This is a genomic window from Streptomyces qaidamensis, assembly GCF_001611795.1.
GTDB lineage: Bacteria > Actinomycetota > Actinomycetes > Streptomycetales > Streptomycetaceae > Streptomyces > Streptomyces qaidamensis.
The window spans coordinates 8,367,135-8,384,797 of record NZ_CP015098.1; the positions used below are offsets into that span (position 1 = coordinate 8,367,135).

General features: G+C 67.4%; 10 protein-coding genes and 3 pseudogenes. 8 read left to right on the plus strand and 5 right to left on the minus strand.

Going from position 1 to position 17,663, the window contains the following annotated elements; genetic code table 11:
- Positions 1-46 precede the first annotated feature (46 nt).
- Complete coding sequence (locus A4E84_RS36670; RefSeq protein WP_079129266.1) at positions 47-2,047, minus strand: RICIN domain-containing protein; 2,001 nt, start codon at positions 2,045-2,047, stop codon at positions 47-49.
- Between the two features lie 469 nt (positions 2,048-2,516).
- Between A4E84_RS36670 and A4E84_RS36675 the strand changes: the two genes are divergently transcribed.
- The 6 genes from A4E84_RS36675 (at position 2,517) to A4E84_RS36700 (ending at position 11,444) form a co-directional block, all read left to right on the plus strand.
- Positions 2,517-4,316, plus strand: a complete 1,800-nt coding sequence (locus A4E84_RS36675; RefSeq protein WP_159029665.1) for an RICIN domain-containing protein — start codon at positions 2,517-2,519, stop codon at positions 4,314-4,316.
- 273 nt (positions 4,317-4,589) lie between these two features.
- Positions 4,590-5,618: a LacI family DNA-binding transcriptional regulator gene (locus A4E84_RS36680; protein WP_062931774.1), complete on the plus strand. Its 1,029-nt coding sequence runs from the start codon at positions 4,590-4,592 to the stop codon at positions 5,616-5,618.
- Between the two features lie 549 nt (positions 5,619-6,167).
- Entirely contained in the window at positions 6,168-7,490 is a 1,323-nt protein-coding gene (locus A4E84_RS36685; RefSeq protein ID WP_062930675.1) for an ABC transporter substrate-binding protein, read from the plus strand.
- A 58-nt stretch (positions 7,491-7,548) separates the two neighbouring features.
- Positions 7,549-9,609 (plus strand): beta-galactosidase, encoded by a 2,061-nt coding sequence (locus A4E84_RS36690; RefSeq protein WP_062930676.1) that lies wholly within the window; start codon positions 7,549-7,551, stop codon positions 9,607-9,609.
- Between the two features lie 31 nt (positions 9,610-9,640).
- Complete coding sequence (locus tag A4E84_RS36695; protein WP_062930677.1) at positions 9,641-10,552, plus strand: carbohydrate ABC transporter permease; 912 nt, start codon at positions 9,641-9,643, stop codon at positions 10,550-10,552.
- A 73-nt stretch (positions 10,553-10,625) separates the two neighbouring features.
- A complete protein-coding gene (locus A4E84_RS36700; RefSeq protein ID WP_063827538.1) occupies positions 10,626-11,444 on the plus strand; it encodes a carbohydrate ABC transporter permease in 819 nt (272 codons plus the stop codon).
- Positions 11,445-11,575: 131 nt separating this feature from the next.
- On the opposite strand, the pseudogene A4E84_RS41630 reads toward A4E84_RS36700, so the two are convergent.
- From A4E84_RS41630 to A4E84_RS42635, 4 genes and pseudogenes are all read right to left on the minus strand, one after another.
- Positions 11,576-11,896 (minus strand): annotated as a pseudogene (locus A4E84_RS41630) (Na+/H+ antiporter NhaA); the annotation flags it as partial.
- 102 nt (positions 11,897-11,998) lie between these two features.
- Positions 11,999-13,537 (minus strand): alanine/glycine:cation symporter family protein, encoded by a 1,539-nt coding sequence (locus tag A4E84_RS36705; RefSeq protein WP_062928155.1) that lies wholly within the window; start codon positions 13,535-13,537, stop codon positions 11,999-12,001.
- A 405-nt stretch (positions 13,538-13,942) separates the two neighbouring features.
- A pseudogene (locus tag A4E84_RS36710) lies at positions 13,943-14,346 on the minus strand (DNA glycosylase AlkZ-like family protein); the annotation flags it as partial.
- Positions 14,346-14,492: pseudogene (locus A4E84_RS42635) on the minus strand (MFS transporter); the annotation flags it as partial. The pseudogenes A4E84_RS36710 and A4E84_RS42635, both read right to left, overlap by 1 nt.
- A 627-nt stretch (positions 14,493-15,119) precedes the next feature.
- Between A4E84_RS42635 and A4E84_RS36725 the strand changes: the two are divergent.
- On the plus strand, positions 15,120-15,536 hold the full coding sequence (locus A4E84_RS36725; RefSeq protein WP_062930681.1) for a hypothetical protein: 417 nt from the start codon (positions 15,120-15,122) through the stop codon (positions 15,534-15,536).
- 72 nt (positions 15,537-15,608) lie between these two features.
- Positions 15,609-17,645, plus strand: a complete 2,037-nt coding sequence (locus A4E84_RS36730; RefSeq protein ID WP_062930682.1) for a flotillin family protein — start codon at positions 15,609-15,611, stop codon at positions 17,643-17,645.
- The last annotated feature ends 18 nt before the right edge of the window (positions 17,646-17,663 follow it).

Consider the following 17,663-nt stretch of genomic DNA (forward strand, 5'->3'; position numbering starts at 1 on the left):
GTGTATCGCCTTTCCGGGCTCGCGGGAGAGGGGACGGCGGGGGCGGCTACTTCGGCTGGAACTCCCAGACCGTGCTCGCGTCCTGCGTTCCGGTGTTCCACTTCGCCTCACCCGCGGAATTCCCGTACAGGTAGGCCCTTCCCGTGTGGGTGTTCCTGACGCGCAGCCCGCCTGCCGCGACCCCTTCCAGGTTCCAGAGCGAGGCGTCCGCGACAGTGCCGGTGTTCCATATGACGTTGTTGCCGGTGGCGCCGGCTTCCAGATAGAAGCGTCCCGTCCGCACGTTCCTGATGGTCCAGGATCCGGACGAGTCCTTGGCGACGACCCAGTCCTGGTCGTCGTAGACGGTCCCGGACGAGAGGATGACCGCGCCGTCCGCATCGGTGTCGAGGTACTTGCCCGAGGACGTGTTCCTCAGCTTGTACCGGGCGCCGCTGACGAGGTACGAGACCCGCACGCATTCTTCGGCCGCCAGGGTGATCTCGGTGTTCCCGGACACGGTGGTGTACGCCTTGGTGCCGGACTTCACCCAGTTGTCGTTCGCGTCGTACCGGCCGGCTTCTACGGACCGTACGACGCCGATGGTTCCCGGCAACGTGAACGTGGCCTGGGTCGTGGTGGTGAAGGCGAACTCGGCCGCGCCGCGCCTGACGCCGAATGCCTGCGCACCGCTCGACGTCGTGAACGTGATGTCGGCGCCGCCCACGGGCTTGGTGGTGGTGGTACTGGCGGTCGCGCTCCGGTTGAACGTCTGCAGGTTGGATCCGCCGCGTTCCACTGGAGTCTTGCTGGCGAGGTCCCTGTGGATCTTGTTCAGCACGTGGTTGAGCCGGGCGACCTTGTCCGAGACGGCCTTGCGGGTGACGACCTTGGTGGTGGGGTTGTAGCTGTACAGGCCGTGGTTGCTGCTTCCCGTGCTGGAGTCCGGGTCCAGGGCGGCGTACAGATTGTGGGCGGTGTTGCCGGCGATCGCGTTGAACTTCTCGACGTCCGCTGCCGGGGTCCCTCCGAAGTTCTCCATGATCATGGGGAAGTTCTTCCCCTGGGCCCAGACGGCGTCCCTGCCGTAGTTGTAGAGCGTGTCGAGGCCCGTGGTGTACGGGTCCTTCCCGAAGAAGTCGATGGTCGCCGTTCCCTGGCTCCTGAGGACCTCGTTCTCGGCGACCGGCACCGTGTCCCCGCTGCCGGCGATGTTGGTCCGGGTGTACACCGAGTGGTTCGACTGCTTGATCACCTGTCCCAGTTGGGTCAGGTAGTTCAGCAGCACGTCCTTGCGGAACTTCGTCGCGTCGGTGTATCCGCCGCTGTTCCACAGGTTGGTGCTGTAGGTGCTGTAGCTCCGGTCGATGGACTGTCCGCCCTGCTGCTTCGCCACGTTCGGTTCGTTCAGCACCTGGACGCCGATGAGGGTGTGAGCGGTGTCGACGGACGCGATGTGGGCCATGAGCTGACCGAGTACGTGCTTCTCCCTGGCGAGCATGTTCGGATCGGTCTTGTCCAGGAGAGGGCTGCCGTTCAGGGTCAGCTTGGTGCCGTCGGACCTCACCACGGCCTGGTAGTCGTTCATCACGTAGGCCGGCATCCGGGCCGCGAGGGAGGAGCCGGTCGATTCGTGGCTGAACCACAGGAGTTCCAGCTTGATGCCGAACTCCCCGCACCAGGCGAGGTACTTGTCGATGTCGGTCCAGTCGAAGACGTCCTTCGAGGTTTCGACCTGCGACCACCAGATCGGTATGTTCACCACGGTGAAACCGTCGTCGCGGATCATCCCGAGCACCGGCTTCAGCTGCGCGTCCGTCCAGCCGAACGTGTACTTGTGCTTCTCGTACCGGAACTGGACCCCGCTGTGGTAGAAGGGCTTGTCGTCCACCATCAGGGTGATCTTGTCGTACGTGGACCTCGAGGTGTCGACGTACGACACCACACTGCCGGCCGCGGCGGCCCTCGGCAGGCCGCCGACGAGGTTCAGCGCCATGCCCCCGAGGGCTGCCGCCCCGCTCGTGGCGAGGAATCTGCGGCGCGACCAAGGGCCGGTGTTCGACTTCATTGCGCTACCTCCGTGTCAGGGGGACTTCTGCCGGATAGTGAACGATCACGATTGAAGGTTCGGCGGTGCCCGTCAGGCACCTTCGAGGCGGGAGTGTCGGGCGCGGCGCGATCGAGCCGACAGGCGATGGCGGAGCCCTGGCGATCAGATGTTGGCCGAAACCAACGATGGCGCACATAAGACTGGCTGTAACGCTTGCGTGTCAATGGTGTGGACGGGGAGAGTTTCGCCGCAGTCCAGAGCGGGTCCGCTCCGGTCATACCGCTGAGATCCCTGCGAAGTGAACGATCACCCGCAGACCTCTTGACCGCTCAGGTGAACGATCACTACGTTGCCCCTGCTGTTGTCGGACACCTCATCGCTCCCGGTACTTCGCGGCTTTTCTGTGCGCCCTCGGGCCGAGCCGCGGCCGGACCCCTTCCTCCCCGCCGGGCACCGGTCGGTATCACCAGAGATCAAGGGAGATCACGTGTATACGGTCATGCGCAGAACGGGCCGTCGGCCCCGAAGATGGGCCGGCTCCCTGACCGCGGGCATCCTGCTCCTCGCGGCCTTCCTCACAGCTCCGGGCGCCTCCGCCACCGAAACCCCGGGCGCGACGTTGATCAACGAGACGTTCGACGCTCAGACAACCCCCGCGAACTTCGGTTTCCCGGTCGGGGCCGCCCTGGGCAACGGCGTACTGGAGGTCACGAAGGGCATGGGCAACTACACGACGTCGGTGCGGCCGTTCGCGTCGTCGATCAGCCAGGAGAAGACGCTCGACCTGCGGTTCGACTGGAAGACGGCCATCACCAGTACCGGGATGAAGACCGGTCTGGAACTGCGCGACGACGCCGGACACCTCGTCTTCGGGCTGGCCGCGACCGCAGCGGAACTCCGCTACGCCGCGACCGGACCCGACTCGGACTCCGCCTCCGCCCCGGACTCACTCAATCCCACTTGGACCAAGATCAGCTTCGACCGGACCAAGTGGTACACGGTCGATCTGCACCTGGACTTCACCCTCCACAAGGTCCAGTACACGATCACCAGCAAGGAGGCCGCGCCGATCGTGCTGGCCTCCGCCACGAAAACCATCACGGGGACCAACCTGGCGAAGTTCGTGGCCTGCAACTACTACGGCACCGGTGTGCAGTCCATCGACAACTTCCGCCTGACCCGCCCCGCGAACCCCGCCTACGGATCCCTCACCGGCTCGTCCGTCTACGCCTTCGGTGACAGCATCGTCTGGGGACACAAGTACTCCCGCAGCTTCATGAACTTCCTCGCCGAACGTGAAGGCATGGCGCTGACGAAGTACGCGGTGAACGGTGCGACCGTGGGCCCGACCGGCAACCAGATCCTCACCCAGGTGCAGAACGCCAACGCGCAGGCGCCCGACTTCGTCGTCTTCGACGGCGGCACGAACGACGCCGGCGAGATCCACGACAACCACACCTACACGGTCGGCACCGTCAGCGCCTCCCAGGACCCCGCCACGTTCGACACCGGCACGTACGCCGGAACGCTCGAATCCACCATCCGCACGATGCGGCAGAAGTGGCCCTCGGCCCAGCTCGTGTACGTGGCCGCGCACAAAATGGGCTCGCGGGACTGGGACACCCAACTCGCCCTGCGGCAGGTGTACCTGCAAGCCGCACAGAAGTGGGGCATCGCGGTGGCCGACGTCTTCGCGGACGCGACCCTCGACACGCGTGCTGACGCCCAGCGGGTGGCGTACACGTTCGACAACCTCGTCAACACCTTCCCAGGCAGTGGCGGCACCGGGACGCACCCGAACATCGCAGGCATGACCGACTTCTACGTGCCCGTCCTCACATCGACACTGTCCCAGCTGGCCGACACGACGACGCTCAAGGCGCGGCACTCCGGCAAGTGCGCCGAGGCGGTCGGCTCCTCGACCGCGGCCGGGGCCGCGATCGAGCAGACCGGCTGCTCGGACGGCGACGACCAGCGGTGGCAGCTGCACGAAGTCGGCGGGGGCTACTTCCAGATCCTCTCCCGGCACTCGGGACTGTGCCTGGACGTGGCCGGCTCCTCCACGGCGAACACGGCCGCGATCGTCCAGCAGACCTGCGACGGCCGCCCCAGCCAGCAGTGGCGGCTGAGCGACACCGGCACCGGCTACGTCGCAGTCATCGCCCGTCACTCCGGCAAGTGCCTCGACGTCGACCGGGCCTTCACGACGGACGGTGCCCGGCTGCTGCAGTACACCTGCTGGAACGACGAGTCGCACACGAACCAGCACTGGACTGTGCAGGTCTGACATGAGGAACGCGTGCCGCCCGGAGACGGCGGACTCGGCGGCCGGCCGCACGGCCCGGACAGGGACCATGCGGCCGGCCGGGCCGGAGGATCAGCGTGACAACCGGGCTCGACCGGCCGATGCGGTCGGCTCCGGTGAGACGGCAAGAGGAAAGGGCCCGGCCTGCCATGGAGATCTCGGCAGTACAGTACCGATGGGCGTGCGAGGCGTGGAGATGCGGCGGGGGGCGGCACGGTGGACGCGGACGCGGGACCGGAGAGAGCGGAGCGGGACGTGAAACGGCCGAAGCCGCCGACCAGAAAGCGTCCCACCATCCTCGACGTCGCGGCGCACGCGGGGGTGTCGCATCAGACCGTCTCGCGCTTCCTGCGGGGCAACGGTGGCATGAAGCCGCAGACGGTGGCCCGCATCGAGCAGGCCGTGGCCGACCTCGACTACCGGCCCAACCTGGTGGCGCGGTCGATGCGCACCCGCAAGTCCAACCGCGTCACCGTGGTCCTGCCGGCCATGACCACCTTCGTGCCCTCGCAGATCCTGCGGGGCGCGTCCGCCGAGGCACAGGCGGCCGGTTACCTGCTGGACATCGTCGGCCTGGAAGGCGACGAACGGGTCAGGGGCGACCGCGTGCGCTCCCTGCTCGACTCCGGTCAGGCCGAAGGAGTGCTGACCTTCACCCCCATCGGCGACCTGGAGAAGCTGGGGCTGGACCACACTCCGACCGTCGTCATAGGCGAGTACGACGACCAGATGAGGTCCCACGGAATCACGGCTGACGGCGAGCCGGCCGCCATGATCATCGACCACCTCGTCTCCCTGGGCCATCGGCGTTTCGTCCATGTCGCCGGCAGCACGGACTGGATGTCGGCACGCAAGCGACGCGAGGTCTATCTGCGGACGGTCGCCGAGCGGGGCCTGGAGAACTACGCCGTCATCGACGGTGACTGGTCCGTGCGGTCCGGATACGACGCGGCCCAGGGCCTGTCGGCGGACTCCGGTGTCACCGCGGTCCTCGCCGCCAACGACGACGTCGCCATGGGCGTGATCCGTGGCTTCCAGGACCGTGGGTGGCGGGTTCCGGAGGATGTGAGCGTCTTCGGCTGGGACAACCAGGAGTTCACCGCGTACTTCAACCCGTCCATCTCCACCGTGGATCTCGACCGCGGGGCCATGGGCCGGCGTGCCATGCGGGCCCTGCTCGCCCGTATCCGCGAGGAGACCGAACCGGATCTGCGTCTCGACCTCGACTGCCGCCTCGTGCTGCGCGAGTCGTCCGGACCGGCGAGGACGAACCACACCATGTAGCGCGTCGGCCCCATCAGTCGGCCGTCGTGTCAACGGGCGTTCGTGGGTCGGCAGCGCCCGAACCCCCGCCGCACCGTGCGGAACGCGCTGACCCGGCATGTTCCCGCGCGGTCGGCTCCGCGCCCGTACCGGCCCGGAACCGGTGAAGTCTCGTGAAGTGCCCAAGTGTTATGTAGAGAACTATTGACCGAGATGTGGCCGGTTACTACGCTCACCACGTGAACGTTCACTATTGCTGACGCACACAGCCCTCAACTCGGCGCGACGCTCGCGGTCAACCCTGCGGAGCAGCTCGGCACACCGAACCAAGGCTCCAGCACACGTTCACAGAAACCCCTGTCTGAGCCGCTGCGGCCCAACCGGTTCCGCAATCAGCCGGGCCAGCGGCAGGCAACCGGATCGCAAGTAACTTTCGCGGACCGCAAAGCAGCCGAGATGTGCAGTTGGCCGCCATGCGGCGAGACGGCCGGCGTTCTGCGCCGGCTCCTTGAGTCGGCGTTTCCCCCGTCTGGGCGCACAGCCCAGTGATGGCAGCAGAGGAGCCCCACCATGAACCACTCGTCCCGTCCGAGCAGACGCTCTCGACGCCGTGCGGTCGCGCTGACCTGTTCGGTCTTCGCCCTCGTCCTGTCCGCGGGCTGCGCAGGAGATTCTTCCGGAGGCAACGGTAAGAACGGAAAGACCGTCATCCGGTTCAACTGGTGGGGGTCGGACGTCCGGCACGAGCAGACCAAGCAGATGATCGCGCTGTTCGAGAAGGAGCACCCGAACATCGACGTCGAGCCCCAGTACTCCAACTGGGACGACTACTGGAACAAGCTGTCGACCAGCGCCGCCGCCGGTGACATGCCCGACGTCCTGCAGATCACCGACCCGTTCATGTACTCCTACATCGACAACGGGCAGCTGATGGACCTGAAGAAGGTCAAGGACGTGCTGAACACCGACAAGCTGCCTGCGAACTCGATGGCCGTGACGACCGTGAAGGGCGGCCTCTACGGCGTCCCGGCCGGCGACAGCGCGTTCGGTGTCGCCGTGGACCCGGCGGCGTTCAAGAAGGCCGGTGTGCCCGTTCCGGACGACACCAAGTGGTCGTGGGACGACTACGTGAAGACCGCCACCGCCATAGCCGAGTCGAAGTCGAAGCTGGTCGGCAGTGTGCTGCCTCTCTACCCCAACATGGTGGGCCCCTGGCTGCGGCAGCACGGTGAGGACTGGTGGACCGAGGACGGCAGCGAGATCGGTTTCACCGAGAAGAACATGGCCGGCTACTGGGAATGGGTCCTCAAGCTGCGTGACAGCGGTGGCACGACCAGCCCGGAGGCCGCGGTCGAGGCCCTGGCGTCGGGTGCCGGTATCGAGCAGAACCTGGTCGCCCAGCACAAGGCGGCCATGACCGAGATGTCCGTCACCCAGCTCGGCGCGCTCGAGACCGCCAGCGGGCGCGCGACCAAGCTGCTCCTCTTCCCCGGTGAGGACGGGGCCGCCCAGGTCGGCGCCTACACCAAGCCCGGCGTCTTCTACGGCGCCTCCGCGCGGACCGAACACCCCAAGGAGGCCGCGCAGCTGCTCGACTTCCTGGTCAACTCACCCGAGGCGGCCAAGATCGGGAAGTTCGACCGTGGTGTGCCCGTCAACCCCGACGTGCTCAAGGCGATAACGCCCGAGTTGTCTCCTGCGGAGAAGCGGATCGCCGACTACCTGGGGCGTGCCAACGCCCTGAAGCCGACCCCGGTGCACAAGGCCAACCCCAAGGCCGGTCCTGCGGTCCCCGAGATCTTCCAGCGTCTCAACGAGGACGTGCTGTTCGACCGCCTGTCGCCAAAGAAGGCGGCCGAGAAGCTCATCTCGGAGATCAAGTCCCAGCTCTGAGCGACCGCTTGCAGGAGCCCTTTCCGAGAGGAGATACCCCGCTGTGCCCGATCCGCGCATGACCACCTTTCACCGTCGACTGCCAGGAGTCGTCTACGGCGGGGACTACAACCCGGAGCAGTGGCCGAGGGAGGTGTGGCAGGAGGACGTCCGGCTCATGCGAGCCGCAGGCGTGCGGCTCGTGAGCCTGGGCGTCTTCTCCTGGGCCATGCTGGAGCCGGCCGACGGCCGGTTCGACTTCTCCCGGCTCGACGAGATCATGGACCTGCTGTGGTCCAACGGCATCCATGTCAACCTCGCGACGCCGAACGCCGCACCACCCCCGTGGCTCGCCACGGACTTTCCCGAAACGCTGCCGGTGGACCGGCAGGGAGTGCGACTCGGTATCGGCAGCCGAGGCCACTTCTGCCCCTCGTCCCCGGTCTACCGCGACCGCAGCCGGCGTATCGCCACCGAGCTGGCCGAGCGGTACGGGCAGCATCCGGGCCTGGCCATGTGGCACATCGGCAACGAGTACCACTCCGACTGTTTCTGCGGAACGTGCGACGACCGCTTCCGCGAGTGGCTGCGGCAGCGGTACGGCACGCTGGACGAACTCAATGACCGGTGGGGCACGGCGTTCTGGAGCCAGCGCTACGGCGACTGGTCGCAGGTGCACCTGCCCGGGCCCGTGCGCGGCAGCGTCAATCCCTCCCGCGAGTTGGACTTCTCCCGCTTCACCTCCGACAACCTGCTGGAACTCGTCACGGCCGAGCGTGACCTGCTCCACGCGATCACGCCGGATGTGCCGGCGACCACCAACTTCTTCCAGTGCCGGCTGACCGACAGCCGCAGGTGGGCGAAGGAGCTCGACGTCGTCGCCTTCGACTGCTACCCCGACCCCGGCAAGCCCCACTCGCTCGTCACCGCCGCCTTCCAGTACGACCTGATGCGCTCCTTGCGCGGCGGTCAGCCCTGGATGCTGATGGAACAGGCGGCCGGCGCGGTCAGCCAGTGGAAGACCAACCAGGTCAAACAGCCCGGCCGGATGCGCCTGGGCTCCTACCAGGCCGTCGCACACGGCTCCGACGCGGTGATGTTCTTCCAGTGGCGCGCCTCACGCCAGGGACAGGAGAAGTTCCACTCGGCGATGCTCCCGCACGGCGGTGAGAAGACCCGGACCTGGCAGGAGGTCAAGGCGCTCGGCAACGAGCTGCGGACCATCGACGAGGTCGCCACGGCACGGACCGGCGCACAGGTCGCGATCGTGTGGGACTGGCAGAACTGGTGGGCAGTGGAAGGCTGCGCCCACCCGGACAACACCCTCGACTACCGGGACACCGTGGCCCGGCACTACCGGGCCCTGTGGAACAGCCAAGTCGCCGTCGACGTCGTCACCCTCGACGACGACCTGGCTCCGTACCGCGTCCTGGTCATCCCCAACCAGTACCTGATGACACGTCAGCACAGCGCGGCCGTACGGAGGTTCGTCGAGGACGGCGGCCATCTCCTCGTCTCGTACTTCTCCGGGATCGTCGACGAGGACGACCGGATCGTCGAAGGCGGATATCCCGGTGCCCTGCGCGAGGTCATCGGAGCGCACGTCCAGGAGTTCTCCCCGCTGCCCGCCGAGGCCACCGTTCCGGTCCAGGCGGCGGCCGGCCACACCGCGCTGAGCGGCTTCTTCGCGACCGCCTCCGGGTGGCAGGACGACCTTGAAACGGAGACCGCCCGCCCGCTCGCCGTCTACCGCACGGGCCATCTCGCCGGCAAGGCCGCGGTGACCGAGCACGAACTCGGCCAGGGCCGTGCCGTGTACCTCGGCACGCGTCTGGACGACGACGCCCTCGAGGCACTGGTGCGGCACGTGCTGGACGATGCCGGAGTGCGACCGGTGCACGCCGTTCCGCGCGGCGTCGAGGTCACCGAGCGACGGACGGAAACCAGCGCGTACTTGTTCCTGCTGAACCATCGCCAGGACAAGACGACCGTCACCCTCGACCGCTCCGGCACCGACCTGATCACCGGACGCCACATGGAGGCGGGGGAGACGCTCGTCCTCGACGCGGCGGACGTCGCCGTCGTGCGCAGTTCCCGGGCCGTGTCACAGCACGCCGAGCCGTCGCCGAGCGGCAACTGAACCCCGCCCCCGATCCAAGAACCTGAGGACGATGACTGTGCTCCGCAGACCCGTGAGCCAGGCGGCCAGAAAAGAAGAACGTGCCGCCTGGGTCTTCCTTCTGCCGTGGTTCATCGGCATGGCCGGCGTCACGCTCGGCCCGATGATCGCCTCGCTGTACTTCTCGATGACGGACTACAACCTGCTGAGTTCTCCCGAGTGGGTGGGGTTCGAGAACTACAGCAAGATGCTCGACGACCCCCGGTTGCGCCAATCCCTGAGCGTGACCTTCGTCTACGTCGCCGTCAGCGTGCCGTTGCTGCTGGCCGTCGCCCTCGCCCTGGCGATGGTCCTCAACCGGGGCATCAAAGGGCTGGCGATCTACCGGTCCGTCTACTACCTGCCGTCGCTGCTCGGTGCCTCGGTCGCCGTGGGCATCCTGTGGCGACAGGTCTTCGGCACCGATGGTCTGGTGAACAAGTTCCTCGGACTGTTCGGGATCGACGGGCCCGGCTGGATCTCCAACCCCGAGACCGCGCTGTACAGCCTCATCGTCCTGCACGTGTGGACCTTCGGCTCTTCCATGGTGATCTTCCTGGCCGGCCTGAGGCAGATCCCCGAGCAGTACTACGAGGCCGCCGCACTCGACGGCGCCGGCCGATGGCAGCAGTTCTGGCACGTCACCGTGCCCCTGCTCACCCCGATCATCTTCTTCAACCTGGTCCTGCAGGTCATCAACACCTTCCAGTCCTTCACCCAGGCATTCGTCGTCAGCGGGGGCACGGGAGGTCCCTCGGACTCCACCCTCTTCTACTCGCTGTACCTGTACCAGGAGGGCTTCGGCCGGCTCCACATGGGATACGCCTCGGCCATGGCGTGGCTCCTCGTGGTGATCGTCGGACTTCTGACCGCAATCAACTTCTACTTCAGCAAGAGATGGGTGTTCTACGGTGACGGTAAGTGAGATGACACGCCCGAGGGTCGAAGACGCTCCTTCACCTGCTCGTGCCCCACGCCGTCGCACGCGGGTGCCTCGAGTGCGCGCGCTCATCAGGCACGCCCTTCTGATCGCCGCCGGGCTGGTGATGGTCTACCCGCTGTTGTGGATGATCGCCAGCTCGATCAAACCCGATGCCCTGATCTTCCGTGAGCCTTCGCTGCTGCCCACGGAGACCGACTTCGGGCACTACGCCGACGGCTGGAACGCGCTGTCGCACCCGTTCGGGGTGTACCTGATGAACTCGGCGGTCGTCGTCCTGGGGGCACTGCTCGGCAACCTGGTCAGCTGCTCCATGGCGGCCTACGCCTTCGCGCGGCTGAAGTTCCGCGGACGGGCGTTCTTCTTCGGCATGATGATGCTGACCCTGATGGTGCCGATCTACGTACTCATCATTCCGCAGTACGTGATGTTCTCCAAGATCGAATGGGTGAACACGTTCCTTCCGCTGATCGTCCCCAAGTTCCTGGCCACGGACGCCTTCTTCATCTTCCTGATGATCCAGTTCTTCCGGAGTCTCCCCACCGAGCTGGACGAGGCGGCCAAGATCGACGGAGCCGGGTACTGGCGCATCTACTTCCGCATCCTGCTGCCGATCTCGTTGCCGGCCCTGGCCACCACCGCGATCTTCACCTTCATCTGGACGTGGAACGACTTCCTGGGCCAGTTGATCTACCTGACCAAGCCGGAACTGCAGACGGCGCCCGTGGCCCTGCGCAACTACGTGGACGCCACCAGCGGAGCCTCATGGGGATCCCTGTTCGCGATGTCCGTCGTCACGCTGATCCCGGTCTTCATCGTCTTCCTCGTCGGCCAGCGCTATCTCGTCAAGGGAATCGCCACCACGGGAATGAAGTAGACCTTGGCCCGTGCCTGGGGCCCGGCGCTCGGGCCGGGTCCTCCGTCGTCGGCGATCGAGCTGACGGCGGAAGCGAGGTAGACCTTGCCCTCGCCGGTGTCGATCTCCGTGACGGCACGGCGGTGGCCAGGTCAGGTGCCGCCCGCTTCGGTGCGCTGGTAGATGTCGGGGATGCCGCCGGCGTCCTCGTCGAGGTTTTCCTCCTCGTACGGGCGCCGGTGGACGGCGTTCCTGCGGCGCAGGAGCAGGGCGGCCAGCAGGGCGGCGGTGAGTGAGGCGATCAGAACGGCGGCCTTGACGTGCTCGCCGACGGCCGTGCCGGGGAAGGCGAGCTCGCCGATGAGCAGGGCGACCGTGAAGCCGATTCCTGCCAGGGTCGCCAGGGCGAGGACGTCGGCCCAGGCCAGGTCCGGATTGAGCCGGGCGCGGGTGAAGCGGGCGGCGAGATAGGTCCAACTGCGGAAATGCAGTGGACGGGCATGACGTACGGGCCCGTACCCACCAAGGCGCGAGGTGGGTACGGGCCCGTGCTGGAGCCGGGCCGCCGGGGGCGGTCAGACGGTGGTCTTCACCGACTCCTGGTCCTCGTCGCCGTCGTCGCCGATCTCACCGGCCTTGCGGGCGCGGACGAACTCCAGGAAGGAGTTGAGTTCGCGCTTGACGACCGGGGCGAGCAGGTACAGGCCGATGATGTTGAACACCGACAGCAGGAAGAGCGCGGAGTCGGCGAGGCTGATCAGCGAGTCGAGGGACATCAGGGCGCCCAGGATCACGAACAGACTCCAGACGGCCTTGAAGACGGTCTCGCTGGCCTTGCTCTTGCCGAACAGGTACGACCAGGCCTTGAGGCCGTAGTAGCCCCAGGTCAGGATGGTGGAGAAGGCGAACAGCAGCACCGCGATCGTGAGCACGGCCGGGAACCAGGGCAGCACGGTCTCGAAGGCGTCGGAGGTGATGGTGACGCCGCCGATGCTTTCGCCCGCGCGGGCCTCGGCCCAGCTGGCCGGGTTGGCGATGACGATGGTCAGCGCGGTCATCGTGCAGATGACGACGGTGTCGATGAACGGCTCCAGCAGGGCGACCAGACCCTCGCTCGCGGGGTGCTTGGTCTTGACCGCGGAGTGGGCGATCGGGGCGGAGCCGAGACCGGCCTCGTTGGAGAACGCGGCGCGCTGGAAGCCGATGATCAGGGCACCGAGCACACCGCCGGCGACGCCCTCAGCTTCGAAGGCGCCCTGCAGGATGGTCTGGAAGGCGTCGGGCACGGCGGTGACGTTGCTCAGGATGACGACCAGGCAGGCCACGATGTAGATGGCGGCCATCGCGGGCACGAGCCGGCTGGTGACCGAGGCGATGGAGCGGATGCCGCCGAGCAGCACGAGACCGACCAGCGCGGAGACGACCAGGCCGAAGAGGACGGCGCCGGCGGAGGAGGCCAGGAAGCCGTCCTCGCCGCCGAAGGTCGAGGAGATCTGCGCGTAGCTCTGGTTGGTCTGGAACAGGTTGCCGCCGAACAGACCGAAGAAGAGGATCATGATCGAGGCGAGGACGGCGAGTACCTTGCCGAGCTTGGCGCCGCCGCTGCCGAAGCGCTCCTTGAGGCCCTTGGGCAGGTAGTGCATCGGGCCGCCGGAGACGGTGCCGTCGGCGTGCACCTCGCGGTACTTCACGCCGAGGGTGACCTCGACGAACTTGGAGGCCATGCCGAGCAGGCCGCACAGGATCATCCAGAACGTCGCGCCGGGGCCGCCGATGGAGACGGCGACGGCCACACCCGCGATGTTTCCGAGGCCGACCGTGCCGGAGACGGCGGCGGTCAGGGCCTGGAAGTGGTTGACCTCGCCGGTCGACCCCTTTTCGTCGTACTTCCCGCGCACCACGTCGAGCGCGAGTCTGAACTTGCGGACCTGCACGAACCCGAACCAGCCGGTGAAGACGAGACCGGCGACGACGAGCCAGGCGACGATGAGGGGAAGATCCGTTCCGCCTACGGGAACAGCGTAGAAGACGACGTCTCCGAGCCACTTGGCTATCGGTTCGAAGAAATCGCTGACGGCTTCGTCGACGTTTTGGGTGACGGAGTCGAGTGACACAGTTGCTACCTCGATGGTGCGAGCCCGGGGCACAGGGGAAGTGCCGCCGGTCGATGTGCGGTCTCGGAACGAACGCCGTTGTCCGATCGGCGACGCTGGGTGGGCTGTCCGTGGATGCGGATCGTGATCACCCTGGTCGTGCTGCCGGTGCATGCCGACCGCTCCGCACTGTGGCGTCGAGTGGTGCCACCTGCGGAGTTGCGTAGTTCTACCACGTTCTTTGCTAAGTCTTTAGTGATGCGTGTCACATGACTCGCAGTTATGGTCGAAAATGCCAGCGAGCGATATGGGACCGTTATGCGGAGCCCGAGGTCTGTGGCCCAGCACGCAGGTCACCCCCTGCCTCTGCTCACCATGTGCCTGACGGCCCCAACGCCCGCCGATCCACCATCCATGCGTGCCGTCTCACTTCCCGGGGAGCAGCCGAGGCTGGGCGCTTGGCAGCTTGTGCCACCAGTGGGCGTAGCGGCGGTAGACGTGCGGTTCGCGGTCGGCGAGGAAGGTGGTCAGGGAGCGGGCCTCGGCGGCGAGTTGCGCTCAGGTCTCGTCCGGTAGGGGGTGGAAGGCGGTCGCCTCGATCCCTTCCTGAGCGGGGCGCCACACGCCGGCGACGTATCCGTCGACCAGCATGGTCGGCAGTACGTCACCGTTCACGCGGATCACGAGTTCGGCGGGATGAGGCGGCTGCGGTCGGAGTAGGCCGGCAGGATGCTGTCCCACATGGCCATCAGGCGAGGCGGCGCCGGTGTGCTCTCGTCCGGGTGCGGTGCGCCCGGGACGTCGAACAGTTCCTCGCCGTTGGGACCCTCCGGTTGCGCCCGCCCGCGGGCTCACGGATGACGAAGCAGGCGCCGGCCGCCGCGACGAGCGCGAAGGGGATGTTGACGAAGAACGTCCAGCGCCAGTCCAGGTACTCGGTGAGCACACCGCCCAGGACGAAGCCGACGGCGGCGCCGCATCGACGATCCCCGCTCGACCGGCATCCGGTTCGGGGTGAGCGGGCCGAGGGTGTTGACGACGAGTTCGGCCATGGCCATCTGCCGCTTCGATGGTCCCGGTGCTCGGCGAGATCCGCTCAGCGACAGTGGCGGTCGGCGCCCGCACCAGGATGCGGGCACGGTAGCGGTAGGGCGCGGCGGTGACCGAGTCGGCGACGTAGGCCGCCGCGTTGGGCGGAGTGCACGACACCGCCGGGGCCGGGCTGGGGCCGGCCGATGGCGACGCGGCCGCCGTCGTCTACCCGGTCCTCACCCGCGACCGGCATGGCCGCGGCCTCGGACAGTATCCGGGCATAACCCTCCAGATATTCCACCGGAACTTCCAACTCCGCCATGTCGACCCTGAGTTCTTACTGCGCCGCTGACGGCTTCTTAGCAGCTGACCGGCATGCAGACCCTAGACAACACTGCCGGAATCCGGCAATGCGCGGGCGTGCGCCGGCGATGCAGGATGGGGTGCGGGGGGCACTACGGGGGATTTTGGTGCCGGACACCGGCAGAGGTGTCCGGCACCGGGAGCCTGAGCGAGTGGAGCGCCGCCGAGTGCGGTTGACGGGCAGTGCGGAAGAGACGGGGGGTTGGGCATGCGGATGTTGCTTTCGGCAGCCACCGGCCCGCCCACGATCCTGCTGACCACCGCCCTCGTCGTGGTGCTGTGCTTCTGGCTCCTGGTCGCCGCTGGTTTCACCTCGGTCGGCAGTTTCGACGCGGACGCGAACCTCCGTGCCTGGGGCATGGGCGGCGTCCCGGTGGCGGTGGCCGTCTCCACGCTGACGGCCGTGGCCTGGTTGCTGAGTGTCGGGGGCGTCCTCCTGCTGGCCGTGTGCGCGCCGCCGTGTTCCGCGACCGGGCTGCTGCGCATGGCCCTGCCCCTGGCGGCTCTGCCCGCCGCATGGCGACTGACCTGCCTGTTCGTACGTCCCCTGCATCGGCTCTTCCCCGACGAACCCGGCCCGCCCGACCGCGGCCAGGTACGGGACCAGGTGGACCGCGCCGTCTGAGCAGTGCCGCCGTCGGTCCTTGCCGCCGGTCCTCTCACGCTTCGATTCCTTCACGCCTCAAGGACGTTCGTCATGACTGTCATCCTCCTGGGCGCCGGTGTGTTCGTCGCCGTCACCCTGTTCGCCGTACTGCTCGTCTCCCGGCTGTTTCGCAAGGTGGAGCAGGGCAGGGCGCTGATCGTCTCCAAGCTGCGGAAGGTCGACGTGACCTTCACCGGGCAGGTCGTGCTGCCGGTGCTGCACAAGGCCGAGGTGATGGACATCTCGGTGAAGGCCATCGAGATCACCCGGACCGGCAAGGACGGGCTGATCTGCCAGGACAACATCCGTGCCGACATCCGGATCACGTTCTTCGTGAGGGTCAACAAGACCGTCGAGGACGTCATCAAGGTCGCGCAGGCCGTCGGCACCGCCCGCGCGAGCGACCGGGACACGCTGCAGGAGCTGTTCCACGCGAAGTTCTCCGAGGCGCTGAAGACCGTCGGCAAGCAGCTGGACTTCACCGACCTGTACACCAAGCGTGAGGAGCTGCGGTACCGGATCATCGAGGTCATCGGCGTGGACCTCAACGGCTACCACCTGGAGGACGCGGCGATCGACTACCTGGAGCAGACTCCGGTCGCCCAGCTCGACCCGGCCAACGTCCTCGACGCCCAGGGCATCCGCAAGATCACCGAGTTGACGGCCGTGGAGCACGTGCGTACCAACGAGTTCCAGCGCCACGAGGAGAAGGAGATCACCCGGCAGAACGTCGACGCCCGCGAGGCGATTCTGGAGCTGGAGCGCCGGCAGGCGGATGCGGAGATCAAGCAGAAGCGTGAGATCGCGACCGTTCGGGCCCGGGAGGAGGCCGAGACGGCGCGGGTGGTGGAGGAGGAGCGGCTGCGGGCACAGGGCGCCTTCCTGGCCACCGAGGAGAAACTCGGCGTGCAGCGCGAGAACCAGGCCCGCGAGATCGCCGTCGCCGCGAAGAACCGTGAGCGGGTCATCGCCATCGAGAGCGAGCGCATCGAGAAGGACCGGCTCCTCGAAGTCATCGGCAGGGAGAGGGAGACGCAGCTGACCCGGATCGCCGCCGAGAAGGAGGTCGAGGCGGAGAAGCGGGACATCGCCGAGGTCATCCGCGAGCGTGTCGCCGTGGACCGGACGGTCGCCGAGCAGGAGGAGTCCATCAAGAAGCTGCGGGCCGTGGAGGAGGCGGAGCGCCACCGGCAGGCCGTGATCATCGCCGCCGAGGCCGAGGCGCAGGAGAAGCTGGTCAAGGACATCAAGGCCGCCGAGGCCGCCGAGCAGGCCGCCACACACCGTGCGGCCGAGGAACTGACGCTGGCCGAGGCCCGGTTGAAGACGGCCGACCTCGACGCGCAGGCCAAGCTCCGCCTCGCCGAGGGCAGCCAGGCCGAGGCCGCCGCCGAAGGGCTCGCCGCCGTCCAGGTCCGTGACAAGGAAGCCGACGTCACCGAGAAGGCCGGCCGCGCGGAGGCCGCCGCCACCGAGGCCCGGCTGCGGGCCGAGGCGGAAGGCGCGCAGGCCCAGGCACTCGCGGACGCCGCGGCCATCGGCGAGAAGCTCAAGGCCGAGGCCGAGGGACTGACCCAGAAGGCCGCCGCCATGGCCGCCCTCGACGACGCCTCGCGGGGACACGAGGAATACCGGCTGCGCGTGCAGGCGGACAAGGAGATCCGCCTCGCCGGACTCGACGTGCAGCGGCAGGTCGCCGAGGCGCAGGCGACCGTGCTCGCCACCGGTCTGGAAAGCGCCGACATCAGCATCGTCGGCGGCGAGTCCGTCTTCTTCGACCGGCTGATGTCCTCCATCGCGCTCGGCAAGGGCGTCGACGGCTTCGTCCAGCACTGTGAGACCGCACAGGCCCTGGCCCGGCCCTGGCTGGACGGCACCTCCAGCTTCACCGACGACCTGGGCCGCATCCTCGGCCCGGTCTCCACGGCCGACGTGCAGAACCTGACCGTCTCGGCCCTGCTGATGAAGCTGATGAAGACCGGCGGGGCCGACTCGGGGCAGCTCCAGCAACTGCTCGACCGGGCCGGCGAGCTGGGCCTGGCGGACAAGCCGCTCACCACCCTGAACGGCAGCGCCGTCCACGCCTGACCCGCCCCTTGCGTCCGG

Bases quoted from the DNA above. Each gene is read 5' to 3' on its own strand.
- A4E84_RS36670 (WP_079129266.1), bottom strand. From the start codon at position 2,047: ATGAAGTCGAACACCGGCCCTTGGTCGCGCCGCAGATTCCTCGCCACG.
- A4E84_RS36685 (WP_062930675.1), top strand. From the start codon at position 6,168: ATGAACCACTCGTCCCGTCCGAGCAGACGCTCTCGACGCCGTGCGGTC.
- A4E84_RS36690 (WP_062930676.1), top strand. From the start codon at position 7,549: ATGACCACCTTTCACCGTCGACTGCCAGGAGTCGTCTACGGCGGGGAC.
- A4E84_RS36695 (WP_062930677.1), top strand. From the start codon at position 9,641: ATGACTGTGCTCCGCAGACCCGTGAGCCAGGCGGCCAGAAAAGAAGAA.
- A4E84_RS36725 (WP_062930681.1), top strand. From the start codon at position 15,120: ATGCGGATGTTGCTTTCGGCAGCCACCGGCCCGCCCACGATCCTGCTG.
- A4E84_RS36730 (WP_062930682.1), top strand. From the start codon at position 15,609: ATGACTGTCATCCTCCTGGGCGCCGGTGTGTTCGTCGCCGTCACCCTG.